The organism is Embleya sp. NPDC020886, from assembly GCF_044333915.1.
GTDB lineage: Bacteria > Actinomycetota > Actinomycetes > Streptomycetales > Streptomycetaceae > Embleya.
This window is the reverse complement of sequence record NZ_JBIRRX010000009.1, coordinates 1-23,811: the sequence shown is the minus strand read 5'-3', so window position 1 is coordinate 23,811 and position 23,811 is coordinate 1. Positions and strand designations below refer to the sequence as shown.

At 72.2% G+C, this 23,811-nt stretch carries 25 protein-coding genes; 12 read left to right on the top strand and 13 right to left on the bottom strand.

Annotated features, from left to right (window positions below; all coding sequences use genetic code 11):
- Positions 1–49 precede the first annotated feature (49 nt).
- From ACH4U8_RS28455 to ACH4U8_RS28445, 3 genes are all read right to left on the bottom strand, one after another.
- Entirely contained in the window at positions 50–1,372 is a 1,323-nt protein-coding gene (locus tag ACH4U8_RS28455) for a nucleotidyl transferase AbiEii/AbiGii toxin family protein (protein ID WP_360310911.1), read from the bottom strand.
- Between the two features lie 74 nt (positions 1,373–1,446).
- A complete protein-coding gene (locus ACH4U8_RS28450; protein WP_395781053.1) occupies positions 1,447–2,004 on the bottom strand; it encodes a GNAT family N-acetyltransferase in 558 nt (185 codons plus the stop codon).
- Positions 2,005–2,119: 115 nt separating this feature from the next.
- On the bottom strand, positions 2,120–3,556 hold the full coding sequence (locus ACH4U8_RS28445) for a GuaB1 family IMP dehydrogenase-related protein (protein ID WP_360310908.1): 1,437 nt from the start codon (positions 3,554–3,556) through the stop codon (positions 2,120–2,122).
- 172 nt (positions 3,557–3,728) lie between these two features.
- On the opposite strand from ACH4U8_RS28445, the gene ACH4U8_RS28440 reads away from it, so the two are divergent.
- Together ACH4U8_RS28440 and ACH4U8_RS28435 are read left to right on the top strand one after the other, a co-directional pair.
- Positions 3,729–4,001, top strand: coding sequence for a hypothetical protein (locus tag ACH4U8_RS28440; RefSeq protein WP_395781051.1), 273 nt, complete (start codon positions 3,729–3,731; stop codon positions 3,999–4,001).
- A complete protein-coding gene (locus ACH4U8_RS28435) occupies positions 3,988–4,416 on the top strand; it encodes an OsmC family peroxiredoxin (RefSeq protein ID WP_360310906.1) in 429 nt (142 codons plus the stop codon). The genes ACH4U8_RS28440 and ACH4U8_RS28435 overlap by 14 nt, the downstream gene beginning before the upstream one ends.
- Positions 4,417–4,525: 109 nt before the next feature.
- On the opposite strand, the gene ACH4U8_RS28430 is transcribed toward ACH4U8_RS28435, so the two are convergent.
- On the bottom strand, positions 4,526–5,227 hold the full coding sequence (locus ACH4U8_RS28430; RefSeq protein WP_360310904.1) for a class I SAM-dependent methyltransferase: 702 nt from the start codon (positions 5,225–5,227) through the stop codon (positions 4,526–4,528).
- A gap of 316 nt (positions 5,228–5,543) precedes the next feature.
- On the opposite strand from ACH4U8_RS28430, the gene ACH4U8_RS28425 reads away from it, so the two are divergent.
- Both ACH4U8_RS28425 and ACH4U8_RS28420 read left to right on the top strand, forming a co-directional pair.
- Complete coding sequence (locus tag ACH4U8_RS28425; RefSeq protein ID WP_395781049.1) at positions 5,544–6,032, top strand: beta-class carbonic anhydrase; 489 nt, start codon at positions 5,544–5,546, stop codon at positions 6,030–6,032.
- A 92-nt stretch (positions 6,033–6,124) separates the two neighbouring features.
- Entirely contained in the window at positions 6,125–6,631 is a 507-nt protein-coding gene (locus ACH4U8_RS28420) for a GNAT family N-acetyltransferase (protein ID WP_360310900.1), read from the top strand.
- Positions 6,632–6,684: 53 nt separating this feature from the next.
- Here ACH4U8_RS28420 and ACH4U8_RS28415 read toward each other — a convergent pair whose 3' ends face one another.
- From ACH4U8_RS28415 to ACH4U8_RS28405, 3 genes are all read right to left on the bottom strand, one after another.
- The gene (locus tag ACH4U8_RS28415) at positions 6,685–7,572 is read right to left on the bottom strand and encodes a hypothetical protein (RefSeq protein ID WP_395781047.1); all 888 of its coding nucleotides are present in this window, start codon (positions 7,570–7,572) and stop codon (positions 6,685–6,687) included.
- Positions 7,573–8,102: 530 nt separating this feature from the next.
- The gene (locus ACH4U8_RS28410) at positions 8,103–8,885 is read right to left on the bottom strand and encodes an ABC transporter permease subunit (protein WP_395781045.1); all 783 of its coding nucleotides are present in this window, start codon (positions 8,883–8,885) and stop codon (positions 8,103–8,105) included.
- Positions 8,882–9,811, bottom strand: a complete 930-nt coding sequence (locus ACH4U8_RS28405) for an ABC transporter ATP-binding protein (RefSeq protein WP_395781043.1) — start codon at positions 9,809–9,811, stop codon at positions 8,882–8,884. Before ACH4U8_RS28405 ends, ACH4U8_RS28410 begins: the two co-directional genes overlap by 4 nt.
- A 211-nt stretch (positions 9,812–10,022) precedes the next feature.
- Here ACH4U8_RS28405 and ACH4U8_RS28400 point away from each other — a divergent pair, with 211 nt between their 5' ends.
- Entirely contained in the window at positions 10,023–11,249 is a 1,227-nt protein-coding gene (locus ACH4U8_RS28400; protein ID WP_395781041.1) for a sensor histidine kinase, read from the top strand.
- Positions 11,246–11,911, top strand: a complete 666-nt coding sequence (locus ACH4U8_RS28395; protein ID WP_360310888.1) for a response regulator transcription factor — start codon at positions 11,246–11,248, stop codon at positions 11,909–11,911. Before ACH4U8_RS28400 ends, ACH4U8_RS28395 begins: the two co-directional genes overlap by 4 nt.
- A gap of 34 nt (positions 11,912–11,945) precedes the next feature.
- On the opposite strand, the gene ACH4U8_RS28390 is transcribed toward ACH4U8_RS28395, so the two are convergent.
- Together ACH4U8_RS28390 and ACH4U8_RS28385 are read right to left on the bottom strand one after the other, a co-directional pair.
- The gene (locus tag ACH4U8_RS28390) at positions 11,946–12,386 is read right to left on the bottom strand and encodes an NUDIX domain-containing protein (protein ID WP_360310886.1); all 441 of its coding nucleotides are present in this window, start codon (positions 12,384–12,386) and stop codon (positions 11,946–11,948) included.
- A gap of 205 nt (positions 12,387–12,591) precedes the next feature.
- On the bottom strand, positions 12,592–13,074 hold the full coding sequence (locus tag ACH4U8_RS28385; protein ID WP_360310884.1) for a cytidine deaminase: 483 nt from the start codon (positions 13,072–13,074) through the stop codon (positions 12,592–12,594).
- A 119-nt stretch (positions 13,075–13,193) separates the two neighbouring features.
- Between ACH4U8_RS28385 and ACH4U8_RS28380 the strand changes: the two genes are divergently transcribed.
- Both ACH4U8_RS28380 and ACH4U8_RS28375 read left to right on the top strand, forming a co-directional pair.
- Positions 13,194–13,892: a hypothetical protein gene (locus ACH4U8_RS28380; RefSeq protein WP_395781039.1), complete on the top strand. Its 699-nt coding sequence runs from the start codon at positions 13,194–13,196 to the stop codon at positions 13,890–13,892.
- Positions 13,893–14,075: 183 nt separating this feature from the next.
- Complete coding sequence (locus ACH4U8_RS28375; protein ID WP_395781486.1) at positions 14,076–15,086, top strand: hypothetical protein; 1,011 nt, start codon at positions 14,076–14,078, stop codon at positions 15,084–15,086.
- A 51-nt stretch (positions 15,087–15,137) separates the two neighbouring features.
- Here ACH4U8_RS28375 and ACH4U8_RS28370 read toward each other — a convergent pair whose 3' ends face one another.
- From ACH4U8_RS28370 to ACH4U8_RS28355, 4 genes are all read right to left on the bottom strand, one after another.
- Positions 15,138–16,007 carry an alpha/beta fold hydrolase gene (locus ACH4U8_RS28370; protein WP_395781037.1) on the bottom strand — a complete coding sequence of 290 codons (870 nt, stop codon included), beginning with the start codon at positions 16,005–16,007 and terminating at the stop codon, positions 15,138–15,140.
- On the bottom strand, positions 16,004–17,014 hold the full coding sequence (locus ACH4U8_RS28365) for an alpha/beta hydrolase (RefSeq protein ID WP_395781035.1): 1,011 nt from the start codon (positions 17,012–17,014) through the stop codon (positions 16,004–16,006). Before ACH4U8_RS28365 ends, ACH4U8_RS28370 begins: the two co-directional genes overlap by 4 nt.
- A gap of 114 nt (positions 17,015–17,128) precedes the next feature.
- The gene (locus tag ACH4U8_RS28360) at positions 17,129–17,809 is read right to left on the bottom strand and encodes a TetR/AcrR family transcriptional regulator (RefSeq protein ID WP_395781033.1); all 681 of its coding nucleotides are present in this window, start codon (positions 17,807–17,809) and stop codon (positions 17,129–17,131) included.
- 557 nt (positions 17,810–18,366) lie between these two features.
- Positions 18,367–18,945 (bottom strand): HIT family protein, encoded by a 579-nt coding sequence (locus tag ACH4U8_RS28355; RefSeq protein ID WP_395781031.1) that lies wholly within the window; start codon positions 18,943–18,945, stop codon positions 18,367–18,369.
- Positions 18,946–19,435: 490 nt separating this feature from the next.
- Between ACH4U8_RS28355 and ACH4U8_RS28350 the strand changes: the two genes are divergently transcribed.
- From ACH4U8_RS28350 to ACH4U8_RS28335, 4 genes are all read left to right on the top strand, one after another.
- Positions 19,436–20,251: a caspase family protein gene (locus ACH4U8_RS28350; protein ID WP_395781029.1), complete on the top strand. Its 816-nt coding sequence runs from the start codon at positions 19,436–19,438 to the stop codon at positions 20,249–20,251.
- 1,020 nt (positions 20,252–21,271) lie between these two features.
- Positions 21,272–21,778 carry a DinB family protein gene (locus ACH4U8_RS28345; protein ID WP_360310870.1) on the top strand — a complete coding sequence of 169 codons (507 nt, stop codon included), beginning with the start codon at positions 21,272–21,274 and terminating at the stop codon, positions 21,776–21,778.
- A gap of 257 nt (positions 21,779–22,035) precedes the next feature.
- Entirely contained in the window at positions 22,036–23,028 is a 993-nt protein-coding gene (locus ACH4U8_RS28340; RefSeq protein ID WP_379988602.1) for a helix-turn-helix domain-containing protein, read from the top strand.
- Positions 23,029–23,198: 170 nt separating this feature from the next.
- Positions 23,199–23,528: a hypothetical protein gene (locus ACH4U8_RS28335; protein WP_395781027.1), complete on the top strand. Its 330-nt coding sequence runs from the start codon at positions 23,199–23,201 to the stop codon at positions 23,526–23,528.
- Positions 23,529–23,811 lie beyond the last annotated feature (283 nt).

Sequence of the window (23,811 nt, the reverse complement as noted above, 5' to 3'; positions counted from 1 at the left end):
TGGGTGCGGTGAGTGCGGTGGTCGGTCGCGTCGACCGGCCCGGCCCCGATCAGACCGCTTCGCGCAATGCTCCCAGCGCGTCCCGAATCACCTCGGGGTTGCGCGTGTAGTAGCCCAGTTCGCCCGACGTGTAAGGCAGTTCGGCGACATACGCGTCGGCCGCTTGATCGAGGGTGCACCGGTCCGGGCCGACCACCTCGCGGATGATCACGATGCTCTCGGCCAGACCCAGCCCACGGCCCTTGAGCCACTCCACCAGTGCCGGCATGCCGGCGCGGGCCGCCGCCCGACGTGCGTCGGGGAGCAGTTGCCCGAGCCAACGCAGGCGCCAGGCGTAGCCGTCGACGGCGGGCCCGGCGCTCTCCTCGGCGAAGACCGGTTCCAGCGCGGTGAGCAGCCGGCCCATGAACTCCTCGGCGGTGCCGCCGATGTCGGGGTATTCCTTGACGAACTCGTCCCAGTCGGCGTCCTGGTCGACGAACGTCGCGGCCGAGACGCGCCGTCCGGCCCAGTGCGGCTCGCCGGCGACCAGGGTGCGGTGCAGCAGTTCGGCCCGCAGCGGCGTCGACTCGGCCAACAACACCGCGTCGTAGAGGTCCTTGCCCTGCGGATAGGAGTCCGAGAGCAGCCACAGCAGTTTCCAGGCCAGCGACTGCTCGGCGGTCGCGGCCAGGATCCGGTGCGTCCCGGAGCCGTCGCGGCACGGCACGTCGGTGTATTCGGCCGCCGTGGGCAGCGACTCGTTGAAGACGAAGTCGAGTTGCACGATGCCCGACGGCAACCCGGCCGCCCGCCAGGGCAGTACCAGGCGCCGCCCGGGCACCCGGTCGTAGGTCCAGATCTCGTCGTCGACCGCGCCGGCCGCGTCGATCCGCACGTCGCCGGCCGCGGCCGAGCGGGCGTCCGCGCCGCGGGCGATGTCGGCGAACATGCGTTCGGTGCGCGGTTCGACCAGTTCCCACGTGGCGGGCACCACGACGAAGTCGAGGTCGCCGGGCTCGCGGGCGGCCGGGCCGTACCAGGCCCGGAGCAGCATGCTGCCGCGCAGCACCAGGTGGCCTGCCCACGGCGATTCGGCCACCGCCGCCAGCACGTGGTCGACCGCTCGGCGGCGGGCATCGTGCCAGCGCTCGGCGGTACCCGGCGCGGCGAACCGTGGTTCACCGGCCCGCATCGCGCTGCCGTACTGCTTGAGCGCGGGGTCGAAGATCGGCCGCCGGCGCACCCCGGGGTCGGCCACCGACACCAGCGTGCGCGGCAACTCGCGTTGTTGCCGTGTCTGTTCGTCCAACGGCCCGGCCGGCAGGTCGTCGTCCTCCCACGGCCCCCAGCCGATGGTCCGCCAGGTCTTGCGCTCGCCGCTGTCGGTCATCGCCGCTTCCGTTCGTCGTAGCCGTCTCGGGCCGGCGCCGTGCCGCCCGCCGGATGCCGCGAAGTGCCGCCGCGTCAGGCCGGATCGGGCCGCTCGGCGGCGGTCAGGTCCTTCGCGTACCAGATCTCGGCGTACTTGCCGTCGTTGTACGCGGGCACCTCGCGATAGCCCGTCCTGGTGTACAGCGTGCGGGCCTCGATCAGGTCGAGGCGGGTGTCGAGCACGATCCGACGCACGCCCAGGGCGCGGGCGGCATCCTCGACGGCGGCCAGCAGGCGTCGGCCACCGCCGGTGCCGCGCAGGTCCGGTCGCACGAACACGCGGGTCAGTTCCGCCGTGTGCTCGTCCCGCAGCAGCAGCCCCGCGCACGCGGCCGGCTCGGCGCCGTACCTGCCGATCAGGAAGAGCCCCCGCGGCGGCGCGAGATGGTCGCTCGGCGCGTCGGCGAGACCCTCCTCGATCTCGGTCGGGGTCGAGTCCCGGCCCTCGTGCAGCCGGTAGTAGCGGTCGCTCACCTCGATGAAGTACGTGCGCAGCAGCGCGAGCGCCTCGAACGAGTGCACCGCGCTCGGGGAGATCGTCCAGGTCTGCGTACCGGTCGTGGCGGGCGGTACGGGCGTGGGCGTGGGCATGGGAAAAGTGTTCCGCACCCGTCAAACCGTTTGCCGACCGGGTGCCGCGGCCGGCCCCGGGCGGTCCCCGCGCCCATCCGGCGGCGCGGCCCGCGCGGGCCGCGCCGCCGGACCGTCACCAGCTCTCGGGCAGCGGCTTGCCCTCCGCGTACCCGGCCGGGCTCTGGATGCCCAGCACGGCGCGTTCGTGGAACTCGGCCAGCGTGCGGGCGCCGGTGTAGGTGCAGGCGCTGCGCACGCCGGCGCCGATCGAGTCGAGCAGGTCCTCGACGCCGGGCCGGTTCGGGTCCAGGTACATCCGCGAGGACGAGATGCCCTCCTCGAACAAGGACTTCCGGGCCCGGTCGAAGGCGGACTCGGTGGCGGTGCGCAGCCGGACCGCGCGCGCCGACGCCATGCCGAAGCTCTCCTTGTACAGCCGGCCCTCGCCGTCGCGGTAGGCGTCGCCGGGCGACTCGTAGGTGGCCGCGAACCACGAACCGACCATCACGTTCGACGCGCCGGCCGCCAGGGCGAGTGCCACGTCGCGTGGGTGCCGCACCCCGCCGTCGGCCCACACGTGTCGACCCAGCCGGGCGGCCTCGGCCGCGCACTCGGCGACCGCGGAGAACTGCGGGCGCCCGACGCCGGTCATCATCCGGGTGGTGCACATCGCGCCGGGGCCGACGCCGACCTTGACGATGTCCGCGCCCGCCTCGATCAGGTCGCGCACGCCCTGCACGGTGACCACGTTGCCCGCCACCACCGGTACGGGCGGGTCGAGCGCCCGGACCGCGCGCAGCGCCTTGATCATCTGCTCCTGGTGGCCGTGCGCGGTGTCCAGGACGAGGGTGTCCACGCCCGCCTCGATCAGGCCCTCGGCCTTGTGCGCGACGTCGTTGGTGATGCCGATCGCGGCGGCCACGCGCAGGTGTCCGGCCGCGTCCAGGGCCGGCCGGTACAGGGTCGAGCGCAGCGCGCCGGTGCGGGTCAGCACGGCGACCAGGCGACCGTCGGGGTCCACGATCGGCGCGAGCTTGTGCCGGCCCTCGTAGAGCCGATCGAACGCCTCGCGCGGGTCGACCCCGTCCGGCAGGGTGAGCAGTTCGGTGGACATCACCCGCTCCAGTTGGGCGAAGCGGTCCACGCCCAGGCAGTCGGCCTCGGCCACGATGCCGACCGGGCGCCCGCCCTCGGTCACCACCACCGCGCCGTGGGCCCGTTTGGGCAGCAGGTTCAGCGCCTCGCCGACGGTGTCGGTGGGGGCCATCGTGATCGGGGTGTCGTAGACGAGGTGGCGCTGTTTGACCCAGGAGGTCACCTCGGCGACCACGTCGACCGGGATGTCCTGGGGGATCACCGCGAGGCCGCCGCGGCGGGCGATGGTCTCCGCCATCCGGCGCCCGGCCACGGCGGTCATGTTAGCCACCACCACCGGGATGGTGGTGCCGGTGCCGTCGGAGGTGGTCAGGTCCACGTCGAGGCGCGAGCCCACGCCGGAACGCGACGGTACGAGGAAGACGTCACTGTAGGTGAGGTCGTGTGGCGGTACCTGGTCGTGGAGGAATCTCATGTCGCGGTACGTACCCAGCCGGCCCGGCAATCGATCTTCCGGACCGACGGGGCGAGTTGGCCCGAAGTCCGGCGCGGCCGACCTTCGCGGGCGGCGGATCCGGCCGGAAGGCGGGCGGCGCGCCGGGCCTGGCGGTGGTCGCGACCATCGCGTACAGCGGCTCAGCCACGACATGGCCGCGGCCGGTGGTGACGGGCGGCGCATCCGCGAGGCGCAACCGGCGGTCAACCACGATGCGTTCCTGTCCGCCGCGTGCCTGGGCCCGGTCGCGCTGGGGTTCGCGGTGTTGTTCATGCCCAGGGGCAAGGGTTCGATGAGCTCCGCCGAGGCGGCGGCCGGCGCCGACGCGGGGCAGGTTGCGCGCCGGTCCCGCGCGGGGCTCGCACATGTGCCCGGACGCCGAGCGGTGGCCACGGCACTAGCATCGGGCCATGACCATTCGTAGCGCGACAGCTCTGTGGCAGGGCACCATCCTCGACGGCGCGGGCACCATCCGCACCGGCAAGGGCGGTCTGGAGGGGGCCTATTCGTTCAAGTCCCGGTTCGAGGAGGGCGAGGGCACCAATCCCGAGGAACTGATCGGCGCCGCGCTCGCGGGCTGCTTCTCGATGGCCCTGGCCAAGGGCCTGGGCGACGCGGGCTTCCCGGCAAGCTCGGTGGACACCACGGCCAAGGTGCACCTGGTCCGGGTCGAGGGCGCCCCGACGGTGACCCGGATCGACCTGGAGACCGCCGTCGTGGCCGCCGGGATCGACGAGTCGGAGTTCCTCGAGATCGCGGACGTCACCAAGCAGAACTGCCCGATCTCCCGGCTGCTTTCGCCGGGCGCCGAGATCACCCTGACGGCTTCGCTGGGCTGAAGCCGGCCGGTCACGGTACGGACGCCGAGGGCGTCGGTGGTCGTGCGGTCTCCATACCGACCGCACGCGTGAACCGACCCCTCGACGTCACCGGCCGGTCGCCCGGCGCCTACGCCCGCGTTTCCGCCGCCGCTGTCTCCGGCTCCACCGGCAAGGGTTTGCGGGCCAGCAGGTAGGCGTGCTGTGTGGGCCGTACACCTTCGCCGGGGTCGGGTTCGCGAATCGTCCGCACGTGCATGGTCAGGCCCGCGTCGATCACCAGGTCGGCGATCCGCTCCGGTCGGCGGCGGTGGAAGTCGAGGTCCACCGATCGGCCGAACGCCTCGGTCAGCCGCAGCGGTTCGTCGCCGACCTGGAAGGCCAGCAGGAGGCGCCCGCCCGGCGCCAGCACCCGGTGGAACTCGGCGAACACACCCGGGAGTCGCTCGACCGGGACATGGATGATCGAGTACCACGCCAGCAGACCGCCGAGGGAGTCGTCCGGCAGGTCCAGGTCCGTCATCGAACCGACCTCGAACCGCAGGTCCGGGTGCTCGCGGCGGGCCACCTCGATCATCCCCGGCGACAGGTCGATCCCGAACACGTCCAGCCCGAGGTCACGCAGATGCGCGCTGATCCGACCGGTCCCGCACCCGACGTCGGCCACGGACCGGGGTCCGGTGTCGGCCGAGCGCACGAATTCGGCGAAGGCGGCGAGTTGGGCCCGGTCGATCGGCTTGTTCGGGAGGTCGGACCGAACGTATTCGGGGTACTCGGTGGCGAAGGCGTCGTAGGACGTCCGGGTGGCGCGGAGGAAATCGGCTTCGATCACGACCGGGCACCCTACCCCCGACCACCGACGACACCCGGCCGCACGGGCCCGGCGGGCGATCGGGGCGCCGCCGTCACTTGCACAGTCGGGTCGGTTTGAGTTCACTGTTCGCGTGGGGAACAGGGACGCTGTGGGCGCGACTTCGCTGGAAGGCTTCTGGCCGACCCGGCGCGTCCGGCTGTTCGACGAGGCGTGTCGGTAGGTCACGCCGCGTGTCGTCGCCGTGTGCGTGGCCGTCCCGCGTCCGAACCCGCCCGGTTCACGCGGCAATCCCGATCCCGGGTGGGTCCTCGCCACACCAGCCGAAGGACTTCGCATGTCCGTCACCGATGAACTGTTGGCCAACAACGCCGCCTACGTCGCGGCCTTCACCGGTCCCCTGCCCCTCCCGCCCGCCAAACACGTCGCCGTCGTCGCGTGCATGGACGCCCGCCTGAACGTATACGCGATCCTCGGCCTGAACGAGGGCGACGCACACGTCATCCGCAACGCCGGTGGCGTGATCACCCAGGACGAACTGCGTTCCCTGGCGATCAGCCAACGCCTGCTCGGCACCCAGGAGATCATCCTCGTCCACCACACCGACTGCGGCATGCTGACGTTCGACGACGACGGATTCAAGGGCGCCATCCTGGCCGAGACGGGCATCAAACCCACCTGGGCCAGCGAGGCGTTCACCGACCTCGACACCGACGTACGCCAGTCGATCGAGCGGATCAAGGCCGATCCGTTCGTCGTGCACAAGGACCGGATCCGCGGCTTCGTCTTCGACGTGGCCACCGGCAAGCTGAACGAGGTCGTCTAGCCGAGACCGCCACACCCACCCCGGGTCCCCCGCCCCGCGCCGGAGCGGGGTGGGCCGGGGCGGGTGTCGGTCGTCGGGGATAGCCTGGCGCGATGGGTAAGACGTTGATGTACCTGGAGATGACCTCGCTCGACGACCTCCGGCCGTCCCGCCCCGTGCCGTCGCTCGCACTACGCCGCGTCGACCCGGCCACACCCCTCGTGCAGGACCTCCAGGCGCGGATCGGCGCGCCGTACGGCTGGCGCAGCGTGACCCGAACCGAGCAGGACTGGGCCGAACTTCACGCCGCGCACCCACTGCGGCAACCCTGGCTGATCACGCACACGGGCGAAACCGCGGGCATCGGCAACCTGGAGCCACAACCCGCCGGAAACGTGGAGGTGGTCACGTTCGGCCTGCTTCCCGAATACGTCGGCAAGGGTCTCGGCGGCTGCGCGCTGACCCTGCTGCTCCGCCAGGCCTGGCACACCGCCCCCGTCGTTGGCACCGAGCCGGTCCGTCGGGTCTGGCTGCACACGTCCTCCGAAGACCACCCCAACGCCCTCGTCAACTACCGCGCCCGGGGCCTGCGTCTCTATGGCATGGAGGCGCACGCCTAGGCCCTTGGACCTTCGGACGCTGTGCCGGTTCGCCGGGTCGGATTCCCTGCCGATCAGCAGGCGAACGGGTCGGTCGGATCCACGGTGTCGCTGGGGTGGACGAAGGTGCCGGGGCCGGTGGTGGGAGCAGCCGACGCCGGCGTCGGGTCCGCCGCGTCCTGCTCGCGCTGGGCCCGCAGCTTCGCCGAAACCACGTCGGTCCGGGCCCGCAGGGCGCGGATCCGCTCGGCCGCCGCCGCATCGCCGGCGCCGCCCGCGGGCACGGCCGCGACCACCTCGACGCCGTGGGCTCGCGCGGTGGCCACCAGGCTGTCCGCGACGGCGGTCTGCCGAGCCAGCAGGGCGGTCGCGAACAGGCTTGCGCGCAGCGTCTTCTCCCGGCCGAGCAGCCCGCGGTAGGTGATCTCGCAGGCCACCTCCGCGCTGTCCAGGCGACGATCGTCGGCCTGCTCCAGCGACGCGAGAACCACCGTGAGCAGGCCCTCCACCACCTTGGTCACCGCCCACTTGCGGCCGGGCAGCGGCGGCAACACGTCACGGATCCGGTCCACCTCGGTATCGAGCGCGGCCGTGGTCATCGAGGCGAACGCGTCGTGCAGGGTGAGCCGGAGCACCTTCTCCCACGGGATGTCCTCCCCGTCGAAGCCGACCGTCTCCGGGCCGAACCGCACCGCGCCCAGGCCGTCGAGCAGCTTCAGGGGTCGGGCGGTGACGGCCGGCACCTTGGGATGCCGACACACCAGCGCACCCAACGAGAACTCCCAGGCGGCGGTGGCGGGTGCGGCCGGCGCCGGCAGCGCGTCCAGCGTCCCGTGTACCCAGTCCCCCGACGCGACCCGGGCCCGACCGGCTCCGATCCGACCGCCCACCGCCGCGCGCCCCGAAGCCGCCGCGGCCCCCATCGCCCCGCCGATGCCCCGCAGTTGATCCCGTATCGCCACGTCCCCAAGCCCCTCGCCGCACACCGTGTCGCGCCACCCCGTCATGATCACTCTAGAGCCGGTGCCGGCCGCCGACACGAGGCGATCACGCCCGATCCACCGGGCCGACACGCCGACGGCCCGCCGTCGCCCTGCGGCGAAGCGTGATGGTGGGCGAAGCCGATCTGCCGTAGTGGCACGAGGTGGTGCGCGGCGGCATCGACCTGAACATCCGTGAGAGCATCGTGTCCGTCCCGGTGGGTCCCGGTGGAACGGGATGGAGTATTGCCGAAAAGGCCCTCTGACCTGGTACTTGCATGGCGAGCTGCATGGCAGACTGCACGGAGAGTTGCACGGTGAACTGCATGGAAAGCTGCATGAGCATACGCATCGCCGACTGCATGGCAATCCGTGCGGAATCCGCACCGGAACCCGCACCCGATCCCGCACGGGCAGCACGGCCGCCCACGTGGAAATCGACACGACCGGCCACACTCCCCGCGCACGCCAACCCTCCCGGCCCGCTGCCCGTCCAAAGATCTACACGTCTGCTACACGTCCCGACGCTCGATCGACCACGCGGCGACGGCCAGCGCGACGCCGAGCCAGACCAGGCACGCCACCACCGCCGTCACCGTCGACGGGCGACCCGCGTCGGCCGCCCCGGTGGTGCTGCTCAGCGCCTGGAAGGCGGGCTGCAGGGTGCCGCGCCGGACCCCGTCGCCGGCGGCCTCGGTGAGCATCGGAGCGACGAAGAACAGCCCGAACAGCCCGGCGATGGCGCCCGCCGAGTGCCGCACGATCGTGCCGAGGGCCAGCCCGATCAGCGCGATCACGGTGACGAACGCGCCGGTGGCAACCACCGCGCGCAGCACGTGCGGAGCACCCAGGCCCACGTCCAGGTGCTTGTCCGCCAGGATCGCCTGCCCCAGGAAGAACGTGCCGAAGGCGATCGCCTCCCCCATCACGAGCGTCACGACGCCGGTGACCAACACCTTGGCCGCGAACACCCGACGCCGCCGGGGCACCGCCGTGAACGTGGTCCGGATCAGCCCGGAGCCATACTCCGAGCTGCTCACCAGCACACCCAGCGTGCCCGCCGCGAGCACCACCACGTAGTACCCGCCGCTGAAGCCGAACCGCACCGGGTCGAACACGGCACGCTTCTCGGCCGACATGCCGTCCCAGTCGGCGACCAGATTCCCCAGGTCGAACGCGCCGAGCCCGAGCGCCGCGACCGCGGCGAGCGCGGCGGTCCAGTAGGTGGACCGCAGCGTGCGCAGCTTGATCCACTCGGCCACGAGCACCCCACGCGGTACCGGAAAGCCGCTCATGCGCCCGCCCCCTCGCCGATCGCGCCGACCGCGCGATGATCCGTCTCGTCCCCGATGATCCGCAGATACGCCTCCTCCAACGAACCCTGCCGGGCACCCAGCTCGTGCACGACCAGGCCGTGTGCGGCGGCCAACTCGCCGACCCGGGCGAACGCGAGGTCCGCGACCGCGAGTGCGCCGTCCGGTTCGGCGGTCACCGTCGCGCCGTGCCCGGTGAGCACCCGGGCCAACTCCGCGCCGTGCGGCGAACGCACCAGCACGTCGCCCCGCGACCCGGTCCGAATGAACTCGGCCATGTCGGTGTCCACGATCACCCGCCCCCGGCCGAGCACGATCACGTGGTCGGCGGTCAGCGCCATCTCGCTCATCAGGTGCCCGGCGACGAACACCGTGCGTCCCTCGGCCGCCAGGTCGCGCATCAGCGTACGGATCCAGCGCACCCCGTCCGGATCGAGACCATTCACCGGCTCGTCGAACAGCAGCACCCCGGGCTCGCCGAGCAGCGCGGCGGCGATCCCGAGCCGTTGCTTCATCCCCAACGAGAATCCGCCCACCCGCCGCCGGGCCACGTCCCGCAGACCGGCCCGGACCAACACCTCGTCGACCCGAGAGCGCGGGAGGTCGTTGCTCGCCGCGATGCTCGCCAGATGGTGGTACGCGGCGCGCCCGCCCGGCACGGCGCCCGCGTCCAGCAGCGCGCCCACCCGGCACAGCGGCCGGTCGAACGAGCGAAACGGCCGCCCCTCGATCCAGGCATGGCCCGCGCTCGGCGCGGCCAACCCCAGGATCATCCGCATGACGGTCGACTTGCCCGCTCCGTTCGGCCCCAGGAACCCGGTCACCCGCCCCGGTTCGACGGTGAACGTCACGTCGTCCACGGCCACCCGCGCGCCGTATCTCTTGGTGAGTCCGCGCACTTCGATCATCCGCCCTGCTCCGCCCTTCGCTCGATCCGCGCCGCCGACACCGGCACGAACCCGATGCCGCCGACCATGTGCTCCACCGTGTCGGTTCGCGGACGCGCCGTCGTCGGACCGCGGGTCGAGTGCGCGGCCCGATTCGGGGTGCCGTCTCCGACCGTGGTCATAGACCTCCGGGGCGATGAGCCGAACCGGGCTCGCTCCCTACGATCGACGCATGAAATCGGAGCCGCTGCGCCCGTTGACCAAGAGGCTGCGCACCCGACACTGGGTCGCGCTGGACGTGGTCGCGGCCCTGGTCGGGGGCTGGATCGCCACGATGCGAGTGCTGAACGCCTACCACGACTACGACCCGCATCGGCGCGGCTACCCCGAGCCGACCTCGACCCAGCCGACCGTCGCGCTGCTCGCGGTCGCCGTGCTCGCGGTCGCCCTGGTGCTGCGCCGCGCCCGGCCCGGGTGGGCGGTGGGCCTGGTGCTCGCGGCGTGGGCGGTGGTGGTGGGCGCGGCCGGGGAGACCACGATCGCCCTCGCACTGGGCGGCCCGTTCGTGGTGCTGGTCTCGATGGCCGCGGTGTACAGCGCGGCGGTGGCCTACCCGCCCCGGGCCGGCCTCGCGGCGCTCGGCGTCGGCCTGTTCGGCGGCGCGTTGTGGCTGCTCGGTTCGGCCGACCTGCGTCGCAACGCGTGGCTCGCGCTGCTGTTCGTGGGCACCGCGTGGGCGATCGGCTACGCGGTCGGGCGGCATCGCGCCTACGCCGCCGCGCTGCGCGAGCATCACGCCGACCTGGCCCGATCCGAGTTCGCCGAGGAACGGCTGCGGCTGGCCCGCGAGTTGCACGACGTGATCGCACACAGCCTGGGCGTGGTCAACGTGCAGGCGGGGTACGGCGGATTCGTGCTCGACGAACGGCCCGAGCAGGCCCGGGAGGCGCTCACGGCGATCCGCCGGATCAGCGGCGAGACGATCCGCGAGATGCGCGGCCTGCTCGGCGTGCTGCGTGCGGACGGCCCGGCGGATCGGCTGCCCGCGCCGGGCCTGGCGGATCTGCCCGCCCTGCTGGCACGCGCCGCCGAGGCCGGGTTGCGGGTGGAGTCGAGTTCGTCGGGCGACGTGCGCGAGTTGCCCGCCGGGATCCAGTTGTCGGCGTATCGGATCGTGCAGGAGGCGCTGACCAACATCGCTCGGCACGCGCGCACCACGACCGGCCGGGTGGCGATCGACTACCGCGCGGACGCGTTGGCGATCGAGATCCTCGACGACGGGGTGGGCTCGGGTCCGGCGACCGCGGGCGTCGAGGCGTACGAGCCGCCGTACGGGCACGGCCTGGCCGGAATGCGCGAGCGAGTCGGGCTCTACGACGGGGAGTTCAGCGCGGGCCCGTTGCCCGGGCGGGGATTTCGGGTGGCCGCCGTGCTGCCGTTGCGGGAGCGGGTCGGATGAACGTGCGGGTGCTGGTCGCAGACGATCAGGCTCTGGTGCGCGCGGGCTTTTGCGGCATCATCGACGTGGCGCCGGGCTTCACCGTGGTCGGCGAGGCGGGCACCGGTGCGGCGGCGGTGGACCTGGCCCGCCGGGAGCGGCCCGACGTGGTGCTGATGGACATTCGTATGCCGGACATGGACGGCCTGGAGGCGACCCGGCTGATCACCGGTACGGGCGGGGTGCCGGGGGTTCGGGTGTTGATCCTGACCATGTTCGACCTGGACGAGCACATCTACGCGGCACTGCGGAACGGGGCCGCCGGATTCCTGCTCAAGGACACCGCGCCCGAGGATCTGCTCGCCGCGATCCGGGTGGTCGCGGCCGGCGAGGCACTGCTCGCGCCGAGCGTGACCAGGCGGCTGATCGCCGAGTTCGCCGCCCGACCGGCCGCGCCCGACCCGACGTCACCGCCGGCGGCGTTGCGGGCGATCACCACGCGCGAACGCGAGGTGTTGGTGTTGATCGCCGCAGGTCGCACCAACGCCGAGATCGCCCGAACCCTGCACATCACCGAGGGCACCACCAAGACCCATGTGGGTCACCTGCTCACCAAACTCGGCGCCCGCGACCGGGTACAACTGGTGATCACCGCCTATCAGGCGGGCCTGGGCCCCGCCTAGCGGTCGTCGATCGGTGGAAAGGATCCGAGGGCCGTCAGGCCCACCGGGTCGGCGCGGTACCGCGATGCCAGGCGGTGACCGCGGTGGCGTCGGTGGGTTCCACATCGGGCGGCAGGTGGGCCGGGTCGAGCCAGGTCAGCCGGGCGCATTGGTCGGGTTCGGCGTTGACCGGGTCGCCCGACCAGGCGGTGGTGTGGAAGTACCAGCCGATCACCGGTGCGCCGGTCTCACCGAGCACCTGGGACACGTACGCCGTGCGCAGGTCCGCCGTGGCGACGTCGGTGGCGATCTCCTCCTTGGTCTCCCGGGCGCACGCCTCGATGAGGAGTTCGCCCGGGTCGGCCAGTCCGCCGGGCAGGGCGAGCAGGCCGTCGGCGAAGCCGGTGTCCTTGCGTTCCATGAACAACACCGCGCCGTCCGCGCGTTCGAGGATGATGGCGGCATAGGCGATGGCATTGTGGCGGTGGTCGCTCAAGTGTCGCTCTCCCCATGGTCGATCCGGGTGCTTCGGGCGTCGCCCCCGGCTGCACGGCGGTGTCGCCCGCCGGCCCGCGTCGACCCGGGAACCCGGCCCGCGTGCCGGGACACACACCTCCGCCCGGACCAACGACGGGCCACGGACGGACGTCACGCCCGAACCGTCGGAAGCACGTTCGCCACGGGGCGGCGCTGCCGCGCGACTACCCGACCGAATCCGTGTCGCCCGACCACCCGGCCGGATCCGTGTCGCCCGGCTGCCGATAAGGCCAGACGTCGTCGGAGAACACCCGCGCGAACCAATGGGGTTGCACGTCCCGCAGCCGCAGCGACCGCCAACGACGCGGGTCGGCCGCTTCCGGTACGCCGACGGCCACATCCGGCCCGTAGGCGAACAAACGTTCCTGGCACACCCCGCAGGGAGCCAACACCCAGTAGCCGCGATCCTGGTCGGCGGCGGTCACACAGACCGAGGCGACCACGCGCCGCCCCAGCTTGTACGCCTCGCAGATCGGGCCGGTCTCATGACACAGCCGCACCGCGTTGTTCGGCACCTCCGGAGCGGTACCGGTCACGATCGACCCGTCGTCCAGCCGCAGTGCCGCCGCACCGGACCAGTCCTGCCCGGGGAATCGGTTGCGCGCCAACTCGATCGCTGCATCGACGAGTTCCTGATCAACGGTCATGTCGCCACGCTACCGTCCGTGCACCGCCGACCGGCTCGTGCGCCACCGCGGAGCCGATGTCGCCGTCGGTGGTTCGATGGTTCGGTGGTTCGAGGTGTGCGTGGCGATACGGTCCGGACATGTTCGAATCATCTGAAGACGACGCGCCCGCGACCCCGCCGGGCACCCGGACCGTGCCGCCCGAACACGGGCCGGGGCCGGTCACCGCCGAGGACCTGGATCGGGCCGTGCAACTCGCGGTGGCCGCGCTGCGGGGCGTGCCGGCCGCGGCGTGGGAGGCGAAGGCCGGTGCGCTGGAGTGGGATCGTTGGGAGACGGTCGAGCACCTGAGCGACGATCTCTTCGCGTACGCCGCCCAACTGGGCCCCAGGGTCACACCGATGTCCGGCGAGGTGCCGTTCGTCTGGGCGAGTCGGCGACCGGGCGGCCCGGCCAACGCGATCCACGCGGACCACACGGCGGGCCCGGACGGGCTGTTGCAGGTGCTGGAGGCAAGCGGCGCGCTGCTGGTCGCCATGGTGCGGACGACGCCGTCGAGCGTACGGGCCCACCACACCTTCGGTGCCGCCGACCCCGAGGGCTTCGCCGCGATGGGCATCGTGGAGACGCTCGTGCACACCCACGACCTGGCCGAGGACGTCGGGGTGACCTGGGCCCCGCCCGCCGACCTGTGCGCACGCGTCCTGGCCCGGCTCTTCCCGGACGTCCCGCAGGACACCGACCCGTGGCCGACGATGTTGTGGGCCACCGGCCGCGCGGACCTGCCGGGCCACGAGCGGCGCACGAGCTGGCGCTGGTACGGGGAACCTCGCGAATAGTCGTCCTCGGGGCGGTCGTTGCCGTCCCCCGATCGGGGGACGGCCGCACACCTCCGAGGGATGCCGACGGCCGGCGCTGCGACGGAGGCTGGAATTCCTGCCATCGAAGGGGGAATTCCGGTGTGGCGATGGATCGGGTGGGACCGGGTGGGCCGGGTCGCGGCGTACGGAGCGGCGCTCGCGATGACGCCCTATCCGGTGATCAAGGCGTCGTGGGTGATCGGTTCGCTGATCGGCGTGTTGCCGACCGGCGCGGGGTTCGGTCCGGCCGAGTGGGTGGTGCTCAACACGGCGACGGTGGGCATGGCGGCGATCGGGATCGCGGTGGCCCTGGCGCTGGTTCGCCCGTGGGGAATGCGGGTACCGGGCGCTCCATTGGCGTTCTGCGCGTGGGTGGGGACCGGGTTTCTGGTTTCGGCGTTGCCGTATGCGGTGCTGAGTTCGCTGTGGGCGTCCTCGGGTGGCGACTCGGAGTCGGCCGACGGATCGGCGGTGGGGGCCGGTGACGGTGCGGGTGATGCGACGATGCCGGGGTGGGAGGCGGCCCTGATTCAGCTCGGTTTCGTCGGGATGGGGTTGGGGTTGGCGCTCGCGCTGCCCGCGTATCTGCGTCGACGTCGGCCGGACGTATTCGCCGGGCGGGTCGGTGATGCGGTCCGGGATCGGGGCGCGGCCGGCCGGTCGAGCCTGCGGCACGTCCCATGGTCGGCGGTGTCGGGCGGCGGGCTCGGCGTGGTGTGGCTGTACTGGGCGATCGGCGGCACGTGGGGCATCGCGCATCCGCAGACGCGGGACGCGGATTGGCGGATCCTGACCGGCCTCTGGGGAAGTTGGGCCCTGGTGGCGGCCGTTGCCACCGCGATGATCGCCTGCGGCCGACCGGGCAGGCTCGCTCGCCGGCTCCCGATCGCGCTGGGCTGGATCGGGTCGGGCTCGCTGTTCGCCTGGAGCGGTTGGAAATTGCCGCTCACCCTGTATGTGGCGCTCGCGAGCCCGCCGGGCACGACGTTGCCGGAGAACCTTGCCGCTGCGGCGATCCTGCACGTGATCGCGGTGGGGACGGGGGTGGCGATGGTGCGCGTGTTGGTGCGGGGGGCGCTGCCGGATCGAGGTCGGGATGGGGATCGGGGCCGCGATCGCGCCGGGATGGGCGGCGACGGTCGTGGTCGGTCGCCGTTGTCGGCCGGGCACTGAGACGGGGGTGGGCCCGGCACGCCGCCGGTGCGCGCGGGTGCCGGGGCGGGATCATCTGGCCGTCTCGGGTGTGTCGGTGAACTCGTGGATGGCTCGGGCGAGTTCGGTGGGACGGTCGAGTGGGATGAGGGTGTAGCTGTCCCGGATCTCGACCAGTCGCCCCCGGGGGAGGAGTTCGGCCAGACGGCGGCCGTGGTCGGGCGGCATCACGCGGTCCTCGCTCGCCCAGACCACCAGGGCGGGGCGGTCGAAGGCGGGCAGCGACTCGGCGGCGGTGAGCAGGAGGTCGGTGTCCGCGCCCGCCGCGCGCAACATCCGTACCGCGTCGCGCCGGATCTCGGCCCGGGTCAGGATCGGCGCGAGCCAGCGGGCGGTCACCGCGTCGCCGCGCTTGGTCAGCCACCCGAACGCGATCCGCAGGCGGCGCACCGGGCGGAGCCGCATCTGTTGCATGAACAGCCCGAACAGCCGAGGCGAGAGCTTCCCGGTGAGCAGCAGCGTCCGGCCGGTCAGGCCGGGCGGGAAGTTGTCGAACGCGTCGCACGAGGCCAGTACGATCCGGCCCACCCGCTCGGTCGCGCCGTCGCGGATCAGCAATTGCACAAGTGCGCCGCCGGTGTCGTTGCCGACCAGCGTGACGTCGTCCAGGTCGAGGCGGTCGAGGAACTCCGCGACCAGCCGGGCGATTCCGGGCAGCGACAGGTCGGCGTCGGCCCGCATCGCGTGCTGATGCGCACCGAACGGCAACGTGGGCGCCACGCACCGGTGTTCGGCGGACAGGGCGGCGATCGGGCCGTCCCACAGGGAGGCGTCCATCAGCAGGCCGTGCAATAGCACGATGGTGGGACCGGTGCTTCGGGTGTCACCGGTGTCCCGATATTCGATCGTCCCGGCGGACAGCTCGATCTCGCGCAGGGTCATCGGGCTCGGCCTCGCGGGTCGGCGGCGGCCGGGGCGAACTCGGCGGCGGCCGGATCGAAGTCGGCGGCCGGATCGGCGGCCGTTGGGACGGCCTTCGACAAGTGCCCTCGTAGAAAGGCCAGTTCGGCCTCGACCACTTGCTCGTGCGCGCTCGTGAAGGGGGCGTAGTGTCCACCGGGCACCCGGAGCAGTTCGGCGTGCGGGGCCCGACGCGCCACCGCGACGGCCGGTTCGGCGAGCGCGGTGCGATCCTGGTCGCACACCACGATCAGGATCGGGCAGCGTACCCGGTGGGCGTCCCGTCCGGGTCGATACCAGCCGAGGGCGAGCGTGGAACGAGCGGCGACCGCCTGCTGCCAGTCCGGGTGGATGTTGTCCGGGTTCAGTGCCCGGTCCCCCTCCGGCGCGTCCGGCGTCGCGAGCAGCGCGACCGTGCCCCGTGCACCGGCGAGCGGCACCAGCAGCGGCGGGCGGCCGACCGCGCCGCCGAGCGCGTCCAGGATTCCGCGACCGGCGAGGCGCAACAACGCGAGGGACGTCTGGTACCGCGCGGCGGCGCGCAGCACGATCGGGCCGTCCACGTTCGGGGTCTGGGCGATCACCGCCGCGAGGCCCGGTCCGGCCGGGCGCGGCGAGCGGGCCGCGACGCGCAGGACGTGGCCGCCGGAGACGGAGAACGCCCAGCCCGCGAGCCGGGCCGGGTCGACTCCGGGCAGCGTCCCGGCGAACTCGATCGCGGCCTGCCAGTCGGCGAGTTGCCCGCGGATCGAGGCCACCTGGCGCGGCTGCCCCCCGCTTTCGCCGAACCGGCGGTAGTCGAAGGCCAGTACACCGAACCCGGCCTCGTGGAACCGCTTCGCGAACGGGTCGGTGCCCGGTTCCTTGGTCACCGCGAAGCCGCCGGCCATGATCACGCAGGCGCCGTTGTCTCCCGGATAGTGCCACGCGGCGCACCGTGTCCCGCCGCTGACGAAGTGGACCTTCTCGCGTTCCCTGGACGTTGGCACACCGACCTCCGCATGGACGACGCTTCATCCTTCGAAAAAGTGAACCACGCGGTTCGCAAACTGTCCACACCGCTTCCCCGGCCCTTCGGCGCGCTGCGCGGGTGGCCGTCGCGGCTACGCGTCGGCGGCCTCCTCGCGCTCCAGCGCTCGGGTCAGCGCGTCGAATCCGGCGGCGACGCCGTCCAGGTCGCCGCTGGTGCGTGCGTCGACCAGGAAGCCGCGCAATACCGCGAGGATCATCTCGGCCACCTCCAGCTTGCGTCGGTCCGCCCAGTGCTCGGGGCAGACGGCCAGCAGGGTGGGCAGATACTGCCGGGACGCGCCGCGACCGAGTTCCGCGTAACGCTCGGGGTCGTACATCGCCAGGCCGATCGCCTGATCCAGGACCCGCGCCTCCTCGCCGACCAGGATGGGCCACACCACGCGCACCCATTCGCCCAGGGACAACCGGGTCGACCCGCCGCCGGCAGCGGCCGACGACTTGCCTATGCGCCGATCGCGCAGTTGCAGAATCGCCTGCTTGAGCAGGTCGTCGGCACCGTCGAAGTGGTAGAGCAGCACCTTGTGCGTGGTCCCCGCCGCCCGGGCGGCCCGGCGCAACGAGAAGTCGACGAGGCCGTTGACCGCGAGGTCCTCGGTCACCCGATCGAGCAGCTCGCGCCGGCGTGCCTCGCCACGCGGTGAGCCGGCCGAGCGCCGATACCCGGCCTGCCCGGCGCCCGCGGCACCTGCGTCGGCAGAACCTGCGTCACCGGAACCTGCGTCACCTGAGGCGTTCACGTCGACAACACCCATGAGCGAACGTCCTTACCTGATCGGGACGGGGAGGATGGGAAAGCCCGCCGGATCCGTCGACCGCGGCGAGCAGGGCGCCTTCGGCACCTGCGTTGCGTCCACGCTCCGACCCTAGCCTCCGACCAGCGACCCTCCGCCCGCACGACATCGGGGCGTACGCCGTGAGCCGGCTGCCCCGAGCGACGCCGACGCGCGCAGACTCGCCGTCGACCGCGGCGCGGCCACGGGCAGGCGGAGCGCGGCGGCGTCGCCCGGGCCACGGGTAAGCCGAGTGTGGCGGCGTCGCCCGGGGGCAGGTCGGTCAGGCCGCCCGGCGTCCGAGCCGGGTTCGGTTCGTCGCGTCGGGAGACCCGGCGGCGCAGTTCGCCGGAGGTACCGCGCGGCCGGGTGTCCAGGGAGTAGGCGAGCCCGGCGTCCATGCTCACCGCGGCAGCTCGACGCCGACGACGGGACGGACCAGGTCACGGCAGGGCCGCCTCGCGCCGTCGGCGTCGGGAGGTGGCCTCGTCCGACGCGAGCCGCAGTACGTGGTCCGCGCCGACCCGCCTCCGGCACGTTCAGGGTCGATCGGCGGCGCCCGGGTCGGGCGGGTCGGCTCCGATCGCGTCGTCCGCCAGGCCGGCCGCATCGGTTGCGCCGGTATGGGCCAGCAGCGCGCGCAACGCCGCGGCGTCGGACTGGATCCGGTCCTCGTCCTGCCGGTCGTGGTCCAAGTGGGCGAAGGCCGGGACGCGTTCCGGTGTCGGCTCGTCGGGGCGACGTGGGATCAGGTGTGCGTGCAGGTGCGGGATGTCGTTGCCGAGCAGGGACACGTTGAGTTTGGGCACCGGCCGATAGTGCGCCTCGATCGCGCGGCCGGCCGAGGTCACCTCGGCCATGAAGCCCGCGAGTTGGCGGGCGGACAACGCGGTCAATCGGGCGACGTGTCCCCCGGTCCAGACCACCACGACGTAGCCGCGCACCCGACCGGCGCGCCACAGATACGCGTTGCCGTACACGCCGCGCTTGAGCAACAGCCCCCAGCCGATGTCGGGCGCGGTGAAGTCCTTGGCGCACATCGAACAACCGGCGCCGGCGTCGGGTTGCGCGTACCGCTCCGGCCAGGTCGACGCGGCGAACGGGCGGGGTCCGGGCACCTGGGAACCACACACGACAGCCTCCAACTCGAACGGGGACAAGAGCCTGCTTGCGGCTGCAAACGTTCGGTTGAAGAAACGATCGCCTTCGGACGGACGTCACGCCTCGATCCGGCCTGTGACCCGCCCGCAGCATGCCCGGGACACACTCGCGACGGACCTCGCCCGGCATTGCCCACGCCGATTCGGCGGCACTCTCCGGCGGCATCCGGCCGACTCGGCTCCGACTTCGTCCGAAGCCTGCGCAAACGTGGGGAAGACCACCCGTACGAGTGGAGTCCGCGGAAGGTGACTCGGCCCGCCCGCCGAACACCCCGACCGACGAATCGGCGCTTGCGGAGCGGTCGTCGACAGCGGGCCCTCGGCCGCCCGGTCCCACGAACGTACCTGCCGGCCGTCCCACTCCCACTACGCCGAACTGCTCGGCCGGCCAAGGGGGATGGATGCGTGTGCGGATCGGCGACCGAAGCGGCGGCCGGGCCGGGGCAACGTGAGTGCCGCGCCACACGATCCGCACGGCTCCCGGGTGGTCCTGGTCGGTTCGCACGACTTCGCGCACCTGACACCGCTGCCGGCGGTGGCCCGGAACCTGGCCCGCCTGCGCGAGTTGCTCACCGATCAGCAGGTGTGGGGGCTGTCGGCGCAGAACTGTGTGGTGATCGAACAACCCGAACACCGTGACCAGGTCCTGGACGCGCTGACCGACGCGGCCGCCGCCGCGACCGACCTGGTGCTGCTGTACTACGCCGGCCACGGCCTGATCTCGCCGGACACCGAGGACCTGCTCCTGTCCCTGCCGCACTGCCGCCCCGACCGCGCCTACACCACACTGCCGTTCCAGGACGTGCGCAACGTGCTGCGCTCGGCCCGTCGCGTCCCCGCCAAGGCGGTAATCCTGGACTGCTGCTTCGCCGGCCGCGCCCTGACCGGCGCAATGGGCACGGAGGACAGCCGACTTGCCGAACTCTCCCGGGTGGAGGGCACCTACGTCCTGGCCGCGGCGTCTGCGACCCGGCAGGCGGTCGCCCCGGTCGGCGAGCGATTCACCGCCTTCACCGGCCGGTTGATCGACGTCCTGGAGCACGGTGTCCCGGGCGGGCCGCGGGCCTTGGACCTGGCCACCGTGCACGCCCATCTGCACCGCGTGTTGGCGGAGTCGGGCTTCCCCGCACCGCAACGACGCAACGACGCAACGACGCAACGACGCAACGACGCAACGACGACCACGGTGCCCGGATCGTGCTGGGTTGGAACCGACACCCCTCGGCGACGACCGAAAAGGCGCCTCGATTGGCGCCACACATAAGGGAGTTGCTGCACGCCCAGGGCATCGCCGCCCGCAACTTCACCTACCGGCTGTCGACGCGCCACTCGACGGCCTGGCCACCGTCCACGTACGTCAACAGGCCCGCAGCGCGCCGACCACCGGCACCGCGGTCGAAGTCCGCGAGGAGTTCCGGAAGCACGAGCGCAACCGCCCCGACGCGGAGCGCCACAGGCGACAGTTCGTACCGATGGAGTCGGCCGTACAACCGGTGACCCCGGCCCGGGCCGCCGAGGAGACCCTCGGGCCGCACCGCCATGTGCTGATCACCGGCGGTGCCGGCCAGGGCAAGTCGACGCTGAGTCTGCAATTGGCGGCGTCGCCGGCCGCCGCCTACGCGACGGGCTCGACACGGGCGACGGACGCGACGCGAGCAACGGACACCGCGACCGACCCGACGGGCGCCGCTCGAACGGTCCGCCCCGAACGGCTGTTGCCGCTTCGCGTCACGGCCGGCCGGCTCGCCGCCGATCGCAGCGCACTGGTCCCGCGCCTGGTCCGCATCCTGTCCGCCGAAACGACGTGCCGGCCGCGACCGACACGGACCCGTGCGTGCGGATCGCGGCCGTCTGCGCCCTGGCCCGGTGCGGCCCCGAGCACGTCGCGCCGGCGACCGAGGCCCTGCGTACCGCCGCCTGTTCGGCTGCGACGGACGTCCTGGCCCGGGTCGACGCCGCGACGGGAATCGCGGCCCTGGGTCCCGAACACGCCGATCTCACGGCCCGGACGCTGCGCGAGATTCTCGGCGACGCGAACAGGAGGGCCGGCCGGTACCACCGACACCTACGCCCGGCGCGCCGTCGAGCGCATCCTGCGCGACTTCGGCCAGGGGTACACCCCGTAACAACCCACCACGCCGAAGCCCGAGCCGCCCCCGCCTACTCCCGGCCGACCACATCGCGCAGAATCAATGCTCCCGCGCGGCCCGACCGTGGTCTACGCGCGCCCACCCACCAAAAGCCCGCCCCACGCCCCCGCCCCGACCGAAAGCGAGCCACCCCCATGCCCACCCAACGCCCCGAGCCGCCCGTGATCGCCGGCGAGCGCGAGATGATCCGCAGCTTCCTCGACTACCACCGGGCGACGCTTGCGATGAAGTGTGACGACCTCTCCGACGAAGACCTGCGCCGCCAGTCGATGCCGCCCTCGACCCTCTCCCTGCTCGGCCTGGTCCGACACATGGCCGAGGTCGAACGGAACTGGTTCCGACGGGTGATCAACGGCGAGGACATCCCGCTCGTGTGGTCGGACCAGGGCGACTTCCAGGTGGCCTACGACGCGAGTACGTCCACCCGCGCGGAGGCGTTCGGCGCCTGGGAGGCCGAGATCGAGCACTCGCGCCGGATCGAGGCCGCCGCCGAATCCCTCGACGTGACCGGCCACAACGCCAAGTGGGACGAGGAAGTGTCGCTGCGCCTGGTCATGCTGCACCTGATCCACGAGTACGCCCGACACAACGGCCACGCCGACTTCCTCCGCGAGGGCATCGACGGCACGGTCGGCCCCTGACCCACCCGCCGACTGCGGCATCGATGGCCGCGGTCGGCCCGTTCGCCCTGCCTTGGCCGCGCGACCCACGGCGGCGGCGGATCCGAGCCGCCCTTCGGGCCCGGATCCCGACCGCCGCCGAGTCGTATCCGGCTGCCCGAAACCGGGGGGACACTTCACGCCGAGCAGGGGACCATCCACGCCACTTCCCGGATCTGTATTGCGCTTGACCATCCGGATATGCTCCGGCAGTGATCGACAACACGGTTTCATCGCACATGGCACGCCTTGTGCGAGATGCCGCGCTCGGGGCCGGGGTGGCCCACAGCGAACTCGCGCATCTGCCGGGCCTGGAGCCGGAGACGCTCGCGGATCCGCTGTTGCGTGTGCCCACCGCGACCCTGGTCCGACTCTGGGAACTGGTCGCACACGGCAGTCCGGCGGGCGCGGGCGTCCGAGCCGCGGAGACCGCCGCGCAGGGGCGACTGCACGTCTGGGACTACCTGTTCACCACCGGCGGTACGTTCGCCGACGGCTGCCGCGACGCCGCCCGCTACCTGCCGACCATGACCGACCCGGGCGCCGAGATGACGGTGATCGAGGAGGACCGGCGGCTGACCATCACGTACGGCATCGCGCCCTACTCGCCGGCGGCGGTGACCGTGATCGACGAATTCGCGATGGCGCTCATGCTCAGGCGGGCCCGGGACGCACGCGGGCCGGGGGTGGTTCCCGTCCACGTCGCCCTCGCCCACGAGGCCCCGAAGAACCACCGACACCTGATCGAGGCTTTCGGCACCCGCGCCATCGACTTCGGCGCCCGCACCAACTCGGTGACCTTCCTCGACCTTGACACCGAACCACCACGCCCGGCCGGCCCGAACGACGAACTCGCCCTGATCCTGCGCCGATACGCGGACAACGTCCTGGAGAACGCCCGCCCCGCAGCAGGCTGGCACGGCAGGTTCCGCTCCGAAGTCGCCCAAGCCCTCGGCGAGGAACTCAGCCTCGAACTCGTCGCCCAACGCATGGCCATGAGCCCACGCACCCTCCAACGCCGGCTGAGCGACCTGGAAACCACCTGGCGCGACGAAATCGAATCCGTCCGCCACGAACGCGCCGGCACCCTGCTCCGCGAAACCGACCTCCCCGTCCAATCCATAGCCGGCCGCCTCGGCTACACCGACGCCCGAGCCCTACGCCGAGCCTTCCACCGCTGGACCGGCCAAACCCCCGACGCCTACCGCCGCACCCCTACCCCACACACGTGACACTCCCTTTTCCATATGAAAAGTTCCACCATTCGAATACCGGCTTCACCAAGGGAAGTCCCCACGCATGTGGGGGTGAACCGCGTTGGAGAATCGGACGGGTGGGCAGGCTCGGAGCGCGGATGTGTCGCTGTGCCGGCCGGGCGAGGATGGCCTCACACTCGTCGTCCGTGTCGTATCGGGTGCGGGCGGCCGAGGCGTACGCGGGTCGGGTCACACAGCCACCGGAGTGGGTTCACGTCGATGCCGTTGTCGACTTCTTCGAGGCGCTCGGGCTCGAGCGGGATCGGGATTTCTTCCTCCTGCATCTCGGGGCCGGTGCGGCAATACCGATGTCGAGCAACTGGCGTGACGGCATGGAGCTCCTCGCGGTGAACGCCAAAGGCCGGGAGCGTCTGTCCGTGGTCGACATCAGGCTCGTGGTCACCGATGTCCTGGGCGACGTTCACCAACGTGATCTCGCGAGCATCCGCCCAAGCCTCACCAGCCCCCTCACGTGATCGCAAGGCATCCTTCGGACCGCCACGACGCCATGCCGACGACCGAGCCCGCTTCCGCGCGCACGATCGTTGTCCGCCGCGCCACGAACGGGGTTGTGCCGAGACGGAAGACGTACTGTCCGTTCGTGAGGACGATGAGCGTGCGGGCTTGCTCCCGCGACTCCCGAAATTCCCCCAGGGGACGAAGTCCCCACGCAGACACCTCACGGTGCTAAGTCGTCAAGCCACAGCGGCGAGTGGGGTTGGGAAGGCCGCATGTTCGTCGAACGGTTCGTGCTGCTTG